This window comes from Vibrio sp. Y20_XG_PY13 (assembly GCF_024181925.1).
Lineage (GTDB): Bacteria > Pseudomonadota > Gammaproteobacteria > Enterobacterales > Vibrionaceae > Vibrio > Vibrio parahaemolyticus.
In genome coordinates, this window is the sequence record NZ_JAMZAL010000003.1 from 93,345 (window position 1) to 108,746 (window position 15,402).

Annotated in this window: 17 protein-coding genes; 8 read left to right on the top strand and 9 right to left on the bottom strand. The window is 45.8% G+C overall.

Features of this window, described 5'->3' with window-relative positions:
- Positions 1 to 21 precede the first annotated feature (21 nt).
- The 3 genes from NL646_RS09415 to NL646_RS09425 form a co-directional block, all read right to left on the bottom strand.
- On the bottom strand, positions 22 to 840 hold the full coding sequence (locus NL646_RS09415; protein WP_069492872.1) for a hypothetical protein: 819 nt from the start codon (positions 838 to 840) through the stop codon (positions 22 to 24).
- Positions 841 to 939: 99 nt separating this feature from the next.
- Positions 940 to 1,422 carry a methylated-DNA--[protein]-cysteine S-methyltransferase gene (locus NL646_RS09420; protein WP_005464913.1) on the bottom strand — a complete coding sequence of 161 codons (483 nt, stop codon included), beginning with the start codon at positions 1,420 to 1,422 and terminating at the stop codon, positions 940 to 942.
- Positions 1,419 to 2,786, bottom strand: a complete 1,368-nt coding sequence (locus NL646_RS09425; RefSeq protein WP_025789698.1) for a DNA-3-methyladenine glycosylase 2 family protein — start codon at positions 2,784 to 2,786, stop codon at positions 1,419 to 1,421. Before NL646_RS09425 ends, NL646_RS09420 begins: the two co-directional genes overlap by 4 nt.
- Before the next feature lie 180 nt (positions 2,787 to 2,966).
- Between NL646_RS09425 and NL646_RS09430 the strand changes: the two genes are divergently transcribed.
- The 3 genes from NL646_RS09430 to NL646_RS09440 all read left to right on the top strand — a co-directional run bounded on the left by NL646_RS09430 (position 2,967) and on the right by NL646_RS09440 (position 4,679).
- Positions 2,967 to 3,170 (top strand): hypothetical protein, encoded by a 204-nt coding sequence (locus tag NL646_RS09430; protein ID WP_005464930.1) that lies wholly within the window; start codon positions 2,967 to 2,969, stop codon positions 3,168 to 3,170.
- Between the two features lie 348 nt (positions 3,171 to 3,518).
- Positions 3,519 to 3,962: a DoxX family protein gene (locus NL646_RS09435; RefSeq protein ID WP_005464911.1), complete on the top strand. Its 444-nt coding sequence runs from the start codon at positions 3,519 to 3,521 to the stop codon at positions 3,960 to 3,962.
- A 21-nt stretch (positions 3,963 to 3,983) separates the two neighbouring features.
- The gene (locus NL646_RS09440) at positions 3,984 to 4,679 is read left to right on the top strand and encodes a pirin family protein (protein ID WP_005497668.1); all 696 of its coding nucleotides are present in this window, start codon (positions 3,984 to 3,986) and stop codon (positions 4,677 to 4,679) included.
- 119 nt (positions 4,680 to 4,798) lie between these two features.
- Here NL646_RS09440 and NL646_RS09445 read toward each other — a convergent pair whose 3' ends face one another.
- Complete coding sequence (locus NL646_RS09445) at positions 4,799 to 5,698, bottom strand: LysR family transcriptional regulator (RefSeq protein ID WP_005464903.1); 900 nt, start codon at positions 5,696 to 5,698, stop codon at positions 4,799 to 4,801.
- 148 nt (positions 5,699 to 5,846) lie between these two features.
- On the opposite strand from NL646_RS09445, the gene NL646_RS09450 reads away from it, so the two are divergent.
- The gene (locus NL646_RS09450; protein WP_005464927.1) at positions 5,847 to 6,200 is read left to right on the top strand and encodes a DUF413 domain-containing protein; all 354 of its coding nucleotides are present in this window, start codon (positions 5,847 to 5,849) and stop codon (positions 6,198 to 6,200) included.
- A gap of 151 nt (positions 6,201 to 6,351) precedes the next feature.
- Here NL646_RS09450 and NL646_RS09455 read toward each other — a convergent pair whose 3' ends face one another.
- A complete protein-coding gene (locus NL646_RS09455) occupies positions 6,352 to 6,603 on the bottom strand; it encodes a DUF3081 domain-containing protein (RefSeq protein ID WP_005464900.1) in 252 nt (83 codons plus the stop codon).
- A gap of 385 nt (positions 6,604 to 6,988) precedes the next feature.
- Here NL646_RS09455 and nagB point away from each other — a divergent pair, with 385 nt between their 5' ends.
- Positions 6,989 to 7,789: a glucosamine-6-phosphate deaminase gene (gene nagB / locus NL646_RS09460; RefSeq protein ID WP_005464933.1), complete on the top strand. Its 801-nt coding sequence runs from the start codon at positions 6,989 to 6,991 to the stop codon at positions 7,787 to 7,789.
- Between the two features lie 127 nt (positions 7,790 to 7,916).
- Here the strand turns inward: nagB and NL646_RS09465 are convergent, their stop codons facing one another.
- Both NL646_RS09465 and gltS (NL646_RS09470) read right to left on the bottom strand, forming a co-directional pair.
- Entirely contained in the window at positions 7,917 to 8,783 is an 867-nt protein-coding gene (locus NL646_RS09465; protein WP_023584394.1) for a hypothetical protein, read from the bottom strand.
- A gap of 177 nt (positions 8,784 to 8,960) precedes the next feature.
- The gene (gene gltS / locus NL646_RS09470) at positions 8,961 to 10,187 is read right to left on the bottom strand and encodes a sodium/glutamate symporter (RefSeq protein WP_005464942.1); all 1,227 of its coding nucleotides are present in this window, start codon (positions 10,185 to 10,187) and stop codon (positions 8,961 to 8,963) included.
- 433 nt (positions 10,188 to 10,620) lie between these two features.
- Between gltS (NL646_RS09470) and NL646_RS09475 the strand changes: the two genes are divergently transcribed.
- Genes NL646_RS09475 through NL646_RS09485 form a run of 3 tightly spaced genes read left to right on the top strand, consistent with a single transcriptional unit; the run spans position 10,621 to position 12,676 of the window.
- Entirely contained in the window at positions 10,621 to 10,992 is a 372-nt protein-coding gene (locus NL646_RS09475; RefSeq protein ID WP_005497659.1) for a GntR family transcriptional regulator, read from the top strand.
- Positions 10,989 to 11,846, top strand: a complete 858-nt coding sequence (locus NL646_RS09480) for an ABC transporter ATP-binding protein (protein ID WP_253664132.1) — start codon at positions 10,989 to 10,991, stop codon at positions 11,844 to 11,846. The genes NL646_RS09475 and NL646_RS09480 overlap by 4 nt, the downstream gene beginning before the upstream one ends.
- Complete coding sequence (locus NL646_RS09485) at positions 11,846 to 12,676, top strand: hypothetical protein (protein ID WP_172960612.1); 831 nt, start codon at positions 11,846 to 11,848, stop codon at positions 12,674 to 12,676. Before NL646_RS09480 ends, NL646_RS09485 begins: the two co-directional genes overlap by 1 nt.
- Before the next feature lie 98 nt (positions 12,677 to 12,774).
- On the opposite strand, the gene gltS (NL646_RS09490) is transcribed toward NL646_RS09485, so the two are convergent.
- Positions 12,775 to 14,010, bottom strand: coding sequence for a sodium/glutamate symporter (gene gltS, locus NL646_RS09490; RefSeq protein ID WP_005464899.1), 1,236 nt, complete (start codon positions 14,008 to 14,010; stop codon positions 12,775 to 12,777).
- Between the two features lie 544 nt (positions 14,011 to 14,554).
- Positions 14,555 to 15,193 (bottom strand): CatB-related O-acetyltransferase, encoded by a 639-nt coding sequence (locus tag NL646_RS09495; protein WP_253664133.1) that lies wholly within the window; start codon positions 15,191 to 15,193, stop codon positions 14,555 to 14,557.
- Positions 15,194 to 15,402: the final 209 nt, after the last annotated feature.

Sequence of the window (15,402 nt, forward strand, 5' to 3'; positions counted from 1 at the left end):
CTTTTTGCTGTGGCGGCAAACCTACGCCAGTTCGCTGGTTGTGCAGTATTGCTGCACCTGCGCATCCAATTGTTTTTTGCATTGCTGGCTAAGTTGAAAATGCACTTGCATCAATAAGTCATGCGCATAAAAAAGCTCAAACGCATCGCCGCCGTTTTGCAGACAAATGGCTTCACATCGTTCAGCATGCACTTTGGCTTCTTTAGGTGCATCGGCTTTCAGCAAGCTCATCGCCAAACGATATTCTGCGCGCTCTTCCTGCATCCAACCGCCCGCTATTTTCCAATAATCCAGTGCTAGCCTTGCAGACTCTAACATCCTCGCTTTCTGCTCGTCAGTACGCTCTGAGAGCTCTTCATACTGACAAGCCAAGTTGTTTGCGGTGATTGCGATCGAACGCGCTAGCACCTCTTCTGCATCGTGTGGTGTCATTTCTAACGCGGCTTTCGCCAACCATTGACTCGCTGGTTCAAGCTGAGTAAGAGCAGAAAGTTCGTTCGCAATAAGAGAGAACACGCGACGCTGATCTTGCTCCTCTAGCAATGCCACATTCTCAGTGCCATCGACAAAAAAGCGTGCAACGGCGATGCTACGTTGAAACGCCAAACTCTCGGTAATGGCGCGATCATCTAAGCTGTCTAAACAGGCAAGAAATCGTTCGGGATGCTCAAGGTGCCCAATTGCGGTGTGCAACATCAGTGCAAATATTCGCTCAACTTGGCTGAGCGCTTCCACCTCATTCAGCGCCGTTTCTAGCTGAGCATAAACCTGTACTGGCTTTTCCTCGTGCAGCTGCCAACACTCACTCATGAATGCATCAAAATCCATTTTGAAAGACATGCCCTTGTTATCCTTTGTTATCTTGTTCGTAAATAAACCACTCTACACAATTCTCAACCGTGCGTTGCACGCCAAACAACAATATGAGAATCGCCTCACTTAAAGTGGTGTACCTTGCTCTAATGCGAGCAAACGTTGTTTGCGTTCTACCCCACCAGCATACCCAGTCAGTTTGCCACTTTTACCAATAACGCGATGACAAGGCACCACAATGGAAATAGGGTTCTTGCCATTTGCTAACCCAACCGCACGTACGGCTTTCGGGTTGCCAATCGCGTTGGCGAGATCTTGATAGCTCCACGTCTCGCCGTATGGAATAGTCGTTAACGCATGCCACACTTGATTTTGAAAATCGGTACCTGTCGCTGCCAAAGGCAAATCAAATTCGTTGCGCAGACCCGAAAAGTATTCGTCCAACTGGGTGACGGCTTGGCGCAAAATCGGATGCTGATCATCTCTTCGCCCCAATTCACTTGGCTTGGTCGTACAAGTCTCAAACCAAATGCCAAGTAAGCCCTCAGCGTTAGATTGGATAGTGACCGCACCTAGTGGGCTCGGCATCTCGGTATAAACTGTGTTCATGATTGATTCCATAAGTGAAACGTCGCGTAGCTTCCCCAAGGGGCTGCGGTGTGCGTATTGAGTGATGGGTAGCGCTGCATCGCTTTTTTCACCACTAAGTCTTTATCTAAAAAGCAATCGGGTTGGGATTGCCCACGCAGTTGAGCATAACTGACCGTCCAAGGTCCAATGCCTTTCAACGCTAACCATTGTTGCGGATCCGTCTCCGCGTTGTTTTGCATAAACTGAGCGAAACGCACCAACGTCTCTTTACGACTTTGCGGCATCCGCAAAAAACTCACGTCGGCATTCGCAATCGCATCTGGCGTCGGGAAAAAGCGCTTGTCAGCATCACCACTGAGCGTTTTCACCAATAAATTAAGCTGGCCTATCGCGGCCTTGACCGACACTTGTTGACCAAGAATGGCTCTAACCCCGGCTTCCCAAGCATTCCACACTCCAGGAATCCGAATGCCTCGGTTCGAAACAAGCCCCGGTGCCACATAATCCAAATGCTGCTCGACAGTACAAATATCGGTGTCGAGATCGAACATACGACGTATTCCAGACACTAAGTTTTGCAGCTTCGCAACTTCTTCAATTTCGAATTCAAGCTCAAGGTTTCCTTCACCTTTGATCGCCTTAAACCACGCTTTGCTGTTATCCAAACAAACGTTGCGTTGGTAACTCTCGCCGCTCACCCGCTCCACGCCCTCAATGGCTCTTAGTCGGTAAAAATCCAGCATGTGTTGCCAATTCAACTCGCCACGATAAGACAACGCAATTCGATTCGTGCTCACGCCATCAAATTCTCTTCGACGAACTTGAGAAGGCGTGAGCTTCAGAAACTTTTGGAACGCATCGTTGAAACGGCGCGTGCTGTTAAAACCAGCGGCGAAGCCGACTTCCGTAACCGACATCGAACTGGAATGCAGCAACTGTTTGGCGAACATTAACTGCTGATATTGCGCGTACTGTTTTGGTGACATGCCGAGATACTGCTCGAACAACATACGCAAGTAACGATCAGAAATACCAACGCGCTCTGCCAGTTCAGACACCGAGTGGTGATGCAGCTCTCCTCGATCAATCAACGAAATCGCGCGTTGAAATGTTGTTTCTACGCCTTTCCATGCCCACGATCCCGGCGCGCTGTCTGGGCGACAACGCAAACAAGGACGATAACCCGCTTTAAGTGCTTGGGCTTTATCGGTGAAGTACTCTACATTTTCTTCTTTGGGTAGGTTCGCCGGACAAATCGGTCGGCAGAAAATCCCTGTGGTTTTTACCGCGACGTAAAATCGACCATCAAAACGGCTGTCTCGCGACACTCGCGCCTTTTGGCACTGCTCGAAGGTCAACGATGTATGAGGATGGATAAACATGAAGCGATCCTTGCTCGTGCATTCTGTGGAAACAACTCGATATAACTTCATTGTAGAACGCAGAACAAATGAAAATTAGCCATTTTCGGAACTCAATATTGAGATTTATTGGCATTAGCGAATTTGTACACTAAAGTTAAATCCAGAACATCACAACAACGTCGGCTAAAGGGAATTGGCATGGACTTACATACTTGCGTAATTGTACTAAGAAACCAAAAGGTTATTACCAGTAAATCCGTTGATCACTCCATTGGGATCATCGAACGTGACTCAGGTAACGAAATTTCAGAAATTCAAATCAATGCCACAGATGGCGTGAATATTCGGACCTATCACTACAACAATGTCGAGGAGTCATTAGAAAGTTTGATGAACCTTTGATCTTCTACTTTGGACACACCTTTCTCCCTTGTAATCGTGAAAGCAATGAGCACAGCCCCCTGTGCTCTTTTTTTTGCGTTTTGATCAACAATATCTTTTCTCTCACATACCAAATCCATCGAAATTTACGACTTAGTTGTCGTTAAAATCGCTAAATTAGCCAATCTTACTCCCAATAAATTACAGATAAGCGTCTGAGCAAAAACGTTAAAATATACTAATTCGAATTTATTGAACGAGAAGGTCAAATAAAGCCAATTAATAACCTCATCAACCACGCCTAAACTGTTCTCAACAGCTCAGGAGCAGACACACTCCCACTGAAACAAACATATCGAGGACAGCACCATGAAAGCACTTTTACACAAAATCACGACATCACAATCAGGTTACAGCGCACTGGCACTACGTATCCCTATCGGCATCATCTTTATGGCGCACGGCGCTCAGAAACTGTTTGGTTGGTTTGGCGGCTACGGCTTGGAAGGCACAGGACAATGGATGGCATCAATTGGACTTGGCCCTGGCGTATTGATGGCATTTCTTGCTGGTAGCGCAGAATTTTTCGGCGGCTTGTTTATTCTACTTGGTTTGCTGACACGCCCTGCAGCAGTCGCACTCTCATTCACTATGGTTGTGGCGATTTTCTCAGTGCACTTCGAAAACGGCTTATTTATGGCAAATAACGGCTACGAATTTGGCCTAGCTCTGCTAGCAGCAAGTGTTTCACTGGCCTTTTCTGGCGCAGGTAAAGCGGCGTTAGATAACTTCCTAAACAAAAAATTCTCCTAACCACGGACACTGGAGGCACTGATGATCACCGTAAGACACGCAGAAGACCGAGGTCGAGCAAACTTTGGCTGGCTAGACAGCAAACACACGTTTTCTTTTGGTAGCTACTACGATCCAAAACACATGGGCTTTTCTGAACTGCGAGTCATCAACGATGACCTAGTTCAACCCAACGCAGGCTTTGATACTCATGGTCACCGCGACATGGAGATCATCAGTTATGTGCTAGAAGGTGTCATTGCGCACAAAGACAGTGAAGGCAATGTACAAACGTTACCTGCGGGGGAGTTTCAACTGATGTCGGCAGGTAAAGGCATTTACCACAGCGAATATAACGCATCAGAAACAGACCCTTTACGCTTTTTGCAAATTTGGATTCAACCTAACACCTTTGGGAATAAACCGGGCTACCAGCAAAAAGATTTTGGACGTAATGCAGGGTTAACCACCATTGCAACCCCAACGGGAGAGAGTGGCACACTGCACATCAAACAAGATGCGTATTTGTATCAATTGATTTTGGAGCCGAATCGCGAACTCGCCTTCGACATCCACTCTGGAAGAAATGTTTACGTTCATCAAGTATCGGGAGAGCTGCATATCGACAACACCCTGCTAACGGGCGGTGATGGCGCTAAAATCGAAGCTCAGAGCAAGGTGACATTTCGTAACCTGACCAATCAATCGGTTACTGCGTTAATCTTTGACTTGCCGTAACTATCGGTTCATAGATATCGACCTATCGCCATCCGGTGATAAATCTCGCTTAAAAAGAAAGTCCCCAAAGCAAACGCCAAGGGGGCTTTTCATTTTTTCGTTTTCATTGACGCCAAGCGTTAATGGTTTGCGTCCGATGATGCAGACCCAATCTGTTGCAAGCTGTAAGCCGTGAGAGGATCGATTTCTTTCACAATCTCTTCGACCTGTTTAATTGCTTCTACAGACGTGCTGGCTTTGCGATAGCTTAAGTAGATAGGTCGGTACCAATCTTCCACTCCAGACACCTTGTAGAGCTGCCCATTCGCAATAAACGGCTCTACGAGAGACACCGGCAGATACGCCGCGCCGCCTTTCTCTAAAATGAAGTCCAAAGCAATACGCGCAGTCGATGTGCGCAGGTACGGAGCCGGAATTTTAGGGTGACGCTCAGAGTGCTCAGAAGCGAAGCGTGTTCCCCAATCCACATACACATATTTGTGCTCAAACACCGTATCTAATGAATCTTGCTCGGTAGAAACCAGCACAAGGACAACATCCGCGACTTTTTTACAATTAAGCTCATCAGCTTTGATTTGGTCAAACGCAAATGCCATATCTAACGTGCGCTCTAATAAGCTACGGCTTAGCATTTCACGGCCCATCACCTCGGCCATAAAGCCGTAACCGCCGAAAGAATCCGTCACAATACTCAAACAGTTTTGCAAATACGCATCCCAAATGTTTGGCGTACCGCCCATGGTGAGCTGTAATGCTTTTCCATCTTCAAGTGATAATTCCAGTTTTGCTTGCTGCAATGTGGTGACCATAACTTCGGCATAACTGATTAAGCGTTCCCCTGCTGAGGTCAGCTTTATGTTATTTCGATCACGAATAAACAATTGCGTATCGAAGTAACTTTCCAATTGTTTGATGCGGGCACTGACCGCTGCTTGCGTAATATACAGGTTCTCAGCTGCGCGTCCGAAGTGACGAACCTTTGCCAGCTCTAAAAATGTTCTAAAGACCTTAACATCCATAAACCAACTCCTGGTTAATATCAAACCAGATTAACAATTAATTAAAATCTTGACGACAAAAAAGTTTTGTTTTTCTTTTGTTAGCTTTGCGCCTAATTTTCGCCGTAGTTCACTACATTCATCAATAACGGTTACAGAGGCTGTTGACATGTCTGACACTGAATTCCGTCATGGCAAAAAACGTTTTTACGACAACGTAAAATTCCCACGCGGCTTTGCAAAGTCTGGCGATTTTACTCTTTCGGAAGAGGAAATCCTAACAATTTATGGGGATACTATGCTTGGCTTAGAGTCAGGCGAGTTAACACCTGAGAATAGCGAAGAGAAACACTTCGTCAAGGTGCTAGAAAACCCAGGCAAAGCGAAAACTAAAATCGAGCGCACTTGGTTAAAATACACCCAACTGGCTCGTGGTCGTAAGCGCTTCCATACGCTAAACGGTCGCAACAAACCAGATGCGGCTGACGACTATGCAGAAGAGAGTTTGGCTGAAGACGATTAATAAGAAATAACCAAACGTCAGATGTTCAACAAACGTTCATCATTCGGTGTGAGTGAACGCTTCTGACCCATTTCTTCTCCTAAAGCCCAAGGGCGCGTTCTCCCGAGGGCTTTTTTAATATCTGCGATTTTGGTGCATGGGAAATGTCGACCTATTTCGCCAGCATCGCAATCTTTTTCAAAAACGTTTCTTTTAAGTGCTCCTGCTCGTACTCTAGGTGATACGTGTTGTGGAAACCCACTTTCAGCTCCACGCCGTTGCCTCTTAAAAAGACGTTGTAACCATCGTAATCCGAGAACGCCTCCACACCTTCATAGATCTTACCGAACTCCGTTGGCGAGCCGTTGTTCATGACGTTTTCGTACGCTTGTAGCACTTTGCTTGGATCCAATTCGTTTTTCATCGTGATATCCCTACCTGTTCACACGCTGTAATTATGGTTAAGGAATGATTTACCTGCCATGTACGAGGTTGAGTGAGATCAAAATATTTGAATTTTTTCCGCCACTTACCATCCAATAAACCCAGAACATCGACGCTTGATGTTTATTTTATAACTTAATTCAAGCCATAAATTTTACGCATCTATCAATGAACTAAAGTGACCAAAAAACACTCACAAGTTAACAATTTAGCGTAAAGCAAACGTAAAACTGGTTGCAAAAGGCAACATTGGTTAAAGAAAAAGCAAATTTTTGACCTAAAACAATAGCAGTTCGCCATTACTTATTTTATAATGCGAATTAATGTTTCAGAACATCTTAAATTCCAATAACTAGGGGCACAAAATGAGACTTATCCCGTTAACTCGAGCAGCACAAGTAGGTAAGTGGGCAGCTGCGCACATCGCTAAGCGTATCAACGATTTCAAACCTACTGCTGAGCGTCCATTCGTTCTGGGTCTACCAACTGGTGGCACTCCTCTAGCAACTTACAAAGCACTGATCGAGCTTTACCAAGCTGGTGAAGTAAGTTTCAAACACGTTGTCACTTTCAACATGGATGAATACATCGGTATCCCTGCGGATCACCCAGAATCATACCGTTCATTCATGTACAACAACTTCTTCAACCACATTGATATTCAAGAAGAAAATATCAACCTGTTGAACGGCAACACTGACAACCACGAAGCAGAATGCAAACGCTACGAAGACAAAATCAAGTCTTACGGCAAAATCAACCTATTCATGGGCGGCGTAGGTAACGACGGTCACATCGCATTCAACGAGCCAGCGTCTTCTCTGTCTTCTCGCACTCGCATCAAGACACTAACTGAAGATACTCGTATCGCGAACTCTCGCTTCTTTGATGGCGACATCAACCAAGTTCCTAAATACGCACTGACTATCGGTGTAGGCACACTACTAGACGCAGAAGAAGTGATGATCCTAGTGACTGGTCACAACAAAGCACTTGCACTAGAAGCGGCTGTTGAAGGTTGTGTAAACCACCTATGGACAGTTTCTGCTCTTCAGCTGCACCCTAAAGCAGTGATCGTATGTGACGAGCCTTCACAACAAGAGCTTAAAGTGAAGACAGTTAAGTACTTCTCTGAGCTAGAAGCGGAAAACATCAAAGGTTTCTAATCCATCGGGCAATAAGCCAAGATAACCGCTAAAAACACAAAACCCGTGAATCATCACGGGTTTTTTCGTTTCTGGGCATGACAAATACCATCACGTCGCAAGCATCTTCGTTCATTTGAGAAGAACCTCAGTACGCTTGGATGCCAAATTGGCGCAGACGTTTTGGCAATACTTCATCCAGCTTGTCTAGTTCACTTGGCCCTACTTCGATCAAATTGAAGTTGTGTTGCTGATACACCGCGCGAATGGCTTCTCGCTCTATTTCTGGCGTCTCTCCGCTATCACTTCCCCAAAACAGAAGGTACAGCTTGCCAGCAGGGAGATAAAAATCGCTCATCACTTCTTGTTCTATCGGGAGTTGTCGCTCGTAAGCATGGACAATGCCAGCCAAATACAACCAGTTATCAATTAATAACTCCCCTTTTGAACGAACATAGTGCCCATCCAAAGTCCGGTGTTTGGCTTCGAATTTTTGACGAAAACTGGAGTAGGATTTGTCGGTGGAGTGCGACTCCGCATCTTGCCCCAAAAACTCCACTACAGATTGCTTCAAGCGCTTGTTGCGCAAAACGACATCGTGCCAAACCACAAAGGTGTTTTGTGATTCTTTATCTGCACGCTGTTGACCACCTGCTCGAATGCCCGCTTCGGTGACTTGCCATCCGTCTTCTGATTTACTTATCCAGCCTAGCTCACTCAACAATTGGTTGATTCGCTTGGCATTAAGGCGAAGTTTATCGCCAAGTTGTGTGGCACTCAGAGTTTTCCCAGAGGTAGGATTCAGCTCAATATGCAAGTTCGTAGGCCAGACAATAAACTGCCCAAACTTGGGGTGGTCAACATATTCACCGCCGAACTTAGCGCCCTCTTCCGTCAGGATCCATTTGTCCTCTTGGCGAGTGATGTAACCGGCGCGTTTGAGATCTGAAAACAGCAGCTTGGCGTCAATATTGCGCATTTTCGCTAATGCTGATGTCGATATTTTTTCTGACATGTGTGGAGCCTCCTGCTGCTGGGAAAATAACATCCTGTGAATGATATTAACGCATTGATTTCATTGCTTGAAGCAAGAATGAGAAAGATTCATACCAAGAAACAAAAAAGCCAGTCTTTTCCGACTGGCTTTGGCTTTAAATGATCTTAAAATTGGCGTGGTTACGCCTTTCGCCGATTATTTGATAAAGGCGATGCAGCCTTGCAAAATCACTAAGTTAACGATGTCGATGAAGAATGCACCGACAATCGGCACCACCATAAACGCCTGTGGTGACGGGCCGAAACGGTTCACGATAGACCCCATGTTCATCACGGCTGTTGGTGTCGCCCCCAAACCAAAACCGCAGTGTCCACTAGAAATTACCGCCGCGTCGTAGTTGCTGCCCATGACGCGGAATGTCACGTAGTAAGCGAACACCGCGAGAATTACCGACTGCACGGCAAGGATGATCAAGAACGGAATGGCTAGATCAAAAATGTTCCACAGTTTTAGGCTCATTAGCGCCATTGCTAGGAACAGCGACAATGAAACCGTACCGAGAATATCCACGGTTTCTAAGTCGACTTTGCGAACTTTCGTCACTTCCATGATGTTGGTGATCACCACACCAATAAACAACGCGTAGACAAAGTCTGGAATCATCAACCATTTGATGCCAAAGCTGCTCACCCAGTTTTCTAGATAACCCGCCCCTGTCACACACAACAAAATAATCGACAAGCTTTCGACCACTTTCTTTGCAGTAACTCGGTCTTCTTCGTGCTCGTTATAAGTCACGAGTTCAGGAAAACGTTGGTGACTTTGATTTGTACGGCCGTATTCCGATTCTAGGTTGTTTTTGTCTATCAAACGCTGTGCCACTGGGCTACCGATGATGCCGCCAATCACCAAGCCAAACGTCGCAGATGCCATCGCAACCTCAAGTACGTTATGTAGCCCGTACATATCTTGGAAAGTCTGCGACCAAGCTGCGCCTGTTCCGTGACCACCAGAAAGCGTAATGGAACCCGCAATTAACCCCATTAGCGGATCTAAGCCCAATGCGGTCGCCAAAGACACACCAACGGCGTTTTGAATAAGAATGTACGCTGATGCCACCGCGAGAAAGATAAACACCTTCGCACCACCTTTGATCAGCTGGGTGTAGTTTGCCGCTAATCCAACGGTGGCAAAAAACATCAACATAAATGTGTTTTGCAGTGGTAAATCGAAGGATAAATCAACGCCATTAAAGTGCATTGCGGTAATCACACAGGCGATGACTAACCCACCAACAATCGGTTCTGGGATATTAAATTTTTTTAAAATTGGAAGTTTGGTGTTGATAAATTGCCCTAGGAACAACACACAAATAGCGACGAGAAACGACTCCTGTGGGCCGATTGAAATAACATGATTCATAAAACCTCTTTTTTCCTTTTTCTCATCCGCTGAGTAATGCTTCAACGAGAGATAGGTAACGAATCCAATCAGGTTGCCTATTGAGTCCTTATTTTTCTAGGGTGAATTCCACTTTAATTCTCACTAAATAAGAATGTTTTAATTTTAATATTCAATAAATTCTCACTCAGTGATAAACACAAGTTTTGTCGTAAGTTTCTCACGCTCTGAAGTACCTCTAATTGCGGATTCTCAACTTATGAGAAGTGGTTGTTTTTATATCAATTTGAAATAGAAAAACGCATCCGATTGCGTGCAAATATTCGGTGCAACGTGTCGAAAACGGACGCCATAAACACGCTGTTGTGTGAGAGCAAAAAGATTAATTCTTTCTATTTCTCAAGCTCAGTGTTATACATATATATAACACCAATTCAGCCATAGGATGTTTATCATGACGCATTGGCATGATCGCCAACCGATTTTTCGCCAGTTGGCTGATCAGATCACCCAACAAATATTGCAGGGCATCTGGAAAGAAGGCGAGGCTTTACCCTCCGTCCGCAGCATCTCTGCCGATATGAAAATTAACCACCTTACCGTCATGAAAGGCTATCAGTTACTTGTTGATGAAGGACTGGTGGAGAAAAAACGTGGCCAAGGCATGTTTGTCGCACAAGGGGCAATTCAACAATTGCGCTCTGCGGAAAAGGCTCGCTTTCTTGAACAGCAAATTCCTCAAATAGCCGATACATTACAACGTCTGGACATGTCAGTTGATGAACTTGTCCAGCAACTCAACCCCCATATGAAAGGTGACCAATGAGCACATTAGTCAGTGTAAAAAACGTCTCCAAGCAGTACCGTCAACAAGGAGAGGCGCTTCATGATGTGAGTTTTGACTTACATGCTGGTCAAGTGCTTGGTTTACTCGGCCACAATGGCGCGGGTAAATCGACGCTTATTAACGCCCTACTCGGCGCCCACGACTACGAAGGGACTATTCGCATCAATGGCTTCGAGCCCATGATGCAGCGCGACAAGATCATGCAGAACTTGTCGTACATCTCGGATGTGAATGTTTTGCCAGATTGGATGACAGTCTCTCAGCTTCTGAGTTATACCGAAGGGGTTCACCCGGGTTTCAATCGAAGCAAAGCAGATGCGCTGCTTCGTCAAACCGACATCAAACCTCGTGCGAAAATCAGAGCCCTTTCGAAAGGGATGAAAGTGCAATTGCACCTTGCCATTGTTATCGCAACCAATACACAAATCCTGATTTTGGATGAACCAACTCTTGGTTTGGATTTGGTTTACCGCGACACCTTCTACCGTCATTTACTGGAATGGTTTCACGATGGTGAACGCGTTCTGATCATCACCAGCCATGAAGTTTCCGAGATCGAACATCTGTTAACCGATGTGTTGATTCTTAAACACGGTCGCCCGGTGCTGCAAACCTCAATGGACAGCATCAGTGAAGACTACTTTATTCTCGATGCCAATGACGAACACCGTGCGCAAATTGAAGCGATGCACCCACTCTCTTCTCAAAAAGGATTAGGCACAACGAAATGGCTATTGTCTTCACAATACGCGGATCAAGCGGCGGGGCTTGGCGATGTGCATGGTGTAAAACTGGCGGATCTGTTTTTAGCGTTACAAAAGGAGGCAGCATGATGCGCTCTGTCGTCGCAATGTTGCGTAAAGAGTGGTTAGAAAACCCACTAGTATTGCGCTTACCTTTGTTTATGTTGGCGTGTGGAGCGTTGCTTTTTATTAGTTTGATGAGTAACACCACGTTGCAACACAATATGTTTTTCGAAATGAGCCTCGGTGGCGATGTGAGTGATATTCACAAAGAACTTGGGGATGACGTCAACATGCTGATCACTGGTGGCGCTGGTTTGCTGTCTATGTTACTTGCCATTCAGTACTTCCCTAGAACGCTGCGTAAAGAGCGTGCCGAAGGCAGCATTATGTTTTGGCGCAGTATGCCAGTTAGCGATCTAAAAACGCACCTCGTGAAGCTGACGTTTGGTTTGTTGGTGATCCCGCTGGTGTGTTCTGGCCTCGTTTTGGCGGCTGATTTTATGCTGTGGTTACTCAATATTTCGACCGACCAACAACTGGCTTTGCTCTACCGTCAAACTTCACTTGGCTATGTGCTGCTGCACTGGGTGGAGTTCTTAGCAAGAATGGCGCTCGCAGGCGTGTTGATGCTGCCACTAGCACTTTGCGCGATGGCAATTTCTCAGAAGGTAAACTCGCCGTTGGTGATTCTGTTCATCGCGATTTATGCGCTACGTTGGATGCCAATTGCGATGTTTGGTAACTACGGGTTGGATCAGTTCTTCTCAGCAGTGCTCTATTTGCCTCTGCATGCGATCATCGCCTCTAACCCATTCAGTGCGATTCCTGAAGCGGGTTGGGCCAACGTCGGCATCTACGCCTTTATTGGGATACTGGCGTGGACGGCAAGTTTGAAGTTCAGCCGTACCATTCAATAAACAACGTCTCGAACAAAAACCGAGACATAAAAAAACGGTCACAACCTGCGTTGTGACCGTTTTTATTTTTACCCTTAGGGGCTCATCTATCCAATCGTCTAGCCAAGGAAAGAAATGTAACCTTGCAAGATGATTAAGTTGACGATGTCGATAAAGAACGCGCCAACAATTGGTACCACCATAAATGCCTGAGGCGAAGGACCAAAACGGTTAACAATAGAACCCATGTTCATCACCGCTGTTGGCGTCGCACCCAAACCAAAACCACAGTGACCACCCGAGATAACCGCCGCATCGTAGTTGCTGCCCATTACCTTAAAGGTCACGTAATAGGTGAAGATGGCCAAAATCACCGACTGAATCGCCAGAATCACTAAGAATGGGATCGCCAAATCAAAGATGTTCCATAGCTTCAAGCTCATGAGAGCCATCGCCAAGAACAGAGACAGCGACACCGTACCGAGCATATCGACGGTTTCAGCGTCCAGCTTACGAATCTTAGTCACCTCTAAGAAGTTCGTAATAATCACACCAATGAACAGCGCGTAAACGAAATCAGGAATCATCAACCAAGAAATTTCGTAGGTACTCACCCACTGTTCAACGTACTTCGCACCCGTCACACAAATCAGTAAGAAGAAGAGTTTTTCCACGACCTTTTTCGCCGTTACTTTGTCTTCTTCGTACTCGTTGTACGTCACCAGCTCTGGGAACTTCTCGTGGGTTTTGGCATCTCTACCACCACGACCGTACTCAGATTCGATACCATGTTTTTCCACTAGGCGTTGAGCCACTGGGCTACCAATGATACCGCCGATGATCAAACCAAAAGTGGCCGATGCCATCGCGATTTCCAGAACGTTATTTAATCCGTACACGTCTTGGAAAGTTTGTGACCACGCCGCCCCCGTGCCGTGACCACCAGACAGAGTAATCGAACCCGCGATTAACCCCATTAATGGGTCTAAACCCAATGCCGCCGCAAGTGACACGCCGACACCGTTTTGAATGATGATATAGAAAGACGCGACCGCTAAGAAGATAAAAACCTTCGCGCCTCCTTTCATCAACTGAGTGTAGTTTGCCGCTAAACCAACCGTGGCAAAGAACATCAGCATAAAGGTGTTTTGTAACGGTAGATCAAACTCCAAGTCGACACCGTTAAAATGAAGAGCAGTAATGATGCAGGCTACGATAAGGCCACCTACAATCGGCTCAGGTATATTGAACTTCTTTAAAATCGGTAACTTAGCATTAATAAAATGCCCCAAGAAAAGCACACTGATCGCAACCAAGAAGGATTCCAGTGCACCTACAGATATTAAATGATTCATATCGCCTCTTATTATTGTTCTCTTCATCCTCCGTAATGATTGAGTGTTAGTTTAACCTTCATTCAATAGCAAATTTTCTCGCTTTATTTCCGAAAATACTCATTAGATGGTGTCATGCGCCTTAGGCTAGTTTAAGGGCGCTTGTTAAGCATTGTGCCAATGGTTTGCTGTTTGCCGCCCTTAAATGTGAAAGGAGCCTTTACAGCTCCTTCAAATGCCCTTTGCCTCAACCAAAAACGCGTGGTCAATGCGCCGGGTATAATGTTGTGAGTAAGTTCTAGTGACACTTTCTGAACCGCGCAATGGGCTCCCTTACTTAAACAGAATGCGTCGATTACTATCGAACAAAGTTCCATCCCGCTGTAACCGTCAAAACGCCGAGATCGCGTTCAAACAATTGAGTTTGCTTGTTCCTATCGTAGTTTTTCAACTCTGACTCATGGTGATTTAAACGAATCGATGCCAAGGAAACGCACAAGCTGCAACAATAGTTTTCGTCACAACGGAGCGAGATTATAACATATCGCTGATAATTTTCCTCATTTCAGTGACATTCGCCATCTTTATAGTTACTTTCCGCAATGATTAACTGCTCAATATCATTTCCACAGATAAAAGAGCGAATCGCGTTAAACTTAGCCTCATCCCAAGAATACATCTTAAGAGCCAATAACTTATCAATCGTCTCTGAGTCAAAACGAGTTTTGATCGGCTCAGCAGGAGCGCCTGCTACCACGGTGTACGGCGGCACGTTTTTCGTCACGACACTGTTTGCGGCAATCACCGCGCCCTCTCCAATCGTAACGCCTGGCATGATCATCGCACGCATTCCAATCCAGACAGCATCTCCGATAATCGTGTCGCCCCTGCTTTGATAGGAACGTTCGACATCATCAAGAAACGGATACAAGCAGAACCAATCGGTTCGATGATTGTGGTTGCCACCCATTAAAATCACCGCTTCGGCGGCGATACAAACGTAGTCACCAATATAGAGTTGGTCGACTTCCCAACGGGGTTGCCACTGCTTGCTGATTTCATCCCCCAGCAGATAACGAACGACGGATTGCTCAAAACCATTATCCCAGCAATCGCTGTAATAACTGTGAGTACCTTTAATATGGATGTTGGCGTTTTGCACCACTTGGTGCAGATACTGAACTTTAGACCAATGTTTAGTCATGGCATTTGCCTCTTCAATAGAGAGTAAAATTTTGCCACGGAACGATTTCTCGTGGCGCTGTTGCTGCGTTCTCAGTCAACAACGCCTATTGGATTCGGGGTTGTAACAACAGTGGATTAGGCATAGTGATCTCCTTTAGGCGAACTATAAAACGAATTGGCGCAGAGTGACAAACGCCAATCCCGATTATTCATTCGCCAAAACCATGT

Excerpts from the sequence above, each read along its gene's own strand:
- nagB (WP_005464933.1), top strand. The coding sequence starts at position 6,989 with ATGAGACTTATCCCGTTAACTCGAGCAGCACAAGTAGGTAAGTGGGCA.
- gltS (WP_005464942.1), bottom strand. The coding sequence starts at position 10,187 with ATGAATCATGTTATTTCAATCGGCCCACAGGAGTCGTTTCTCGTCGCT.
- NL646_RS09435 (WP_005464911.1), top strand. The coding sequence starts at position 3,519 with ATGAAAGCACTTTTACACAAAATCACGACATCACAATCAGGTTACAGC.
- NL646_RS09485 (WP_172960612.1), top strand. The coding sequence starts at position 11,846 with ATGCGCTCTGTCGTCGCAATGTTGCGTAAAGAGTGGTTAGAAAACCCA.
- NL646_RS09480 (WP_253664132.1), top strand. The coding sequence starts at position 10,989 with ATGAGCACATTAGTCAGTGTAAAAAACGTCTCCAAGCAGTACCGTCAA.
- NL646_RS09465 (WP_023584394.1), bottom strand. The coding sequence starts at position 8,783 with ATGTCAGAAAAAATATCGACATCAGCATTAGCGAAAATGCGCAATATT.
- NL646_RS09415 (WP_069492872.1), bottom strand. The coding sequence starts at position 840 with ATGTCTTTCAAAATGGATTTTGATGCATTCATGAGTGAGTGTTGGCAG.
- NL646_RS09420 (WP_005464913.1), bottom strand. The coding sequence starts at position 1,422 with ATGAACACAGTTTATACCGAGATGCCGAGCCCACTAGGTGCGGTCACT.
- NL646_RS09445 (WP_005464903.1), bottom strand. The coding sequence starts at position 5,698 with ATGGATGTTAAGGTCTTTAGAACATTTTTAGAGCTGGCAAAGGTTCGT.
- NL646_RS09495 (WP_253664133.1), bottom strand. The coding sequence starts at position 15,193 with ATGACTAAACATTGGTCTAAAGTTCAGTATCTGCACCAAGTGGTGCAA.
- NL646_RS09455 (WP_005464900.1), bottom strand. The coding sequence starts at position 6,603 with ATGAAAAACGAATTGGATCCAAGCAAAGTGCTACAAGCGTACGAAAAC.
- NL646_RS09425 (WP_025789698.1), bottom strand. The coding sequence starts at position 2,786 with ATGTTTATCCATCCTCATACATCGTTGACCTTCGAGCAGTGCCAAAAG.
- NL646_RS09430 (WP_005464930.1), top strand. The coding sequence starts at position 2,967 with ATGGACTTACATACTTGCGTAATTGTACTAAGAAACCAAAAGGTTATT.
- NL646_RS09450 (WP_005464927.1), top strand. The coding sequence starts at position 5,847 with ATGTCTGACACTGAATTCCGTCATGGCAAAAAACGTTTTTACGACAAC.
- NL646_RS09440 (WP_005497668.1), top strand. The coding sequence starts at position 3,984 with ATGATCACCGTAAGACACGCAGAAGACCGAGGTCGAGCAAACTTTGGC.
- gltS (WP_005464899.1), bottom strand. The coding sequence starts at position 14,010 with ATGAATCATTTAATATCTGTAGGTGCACTGGAATCCTTCTTGGTTGCG.
- NL646_RS09475 (WP_005497659.1), top strand. The coding sequence starts at position 10,621 with ATGACGCATTGGCATGATCGCCAACCGATTTTTCGCCAGTTGGCTGAT.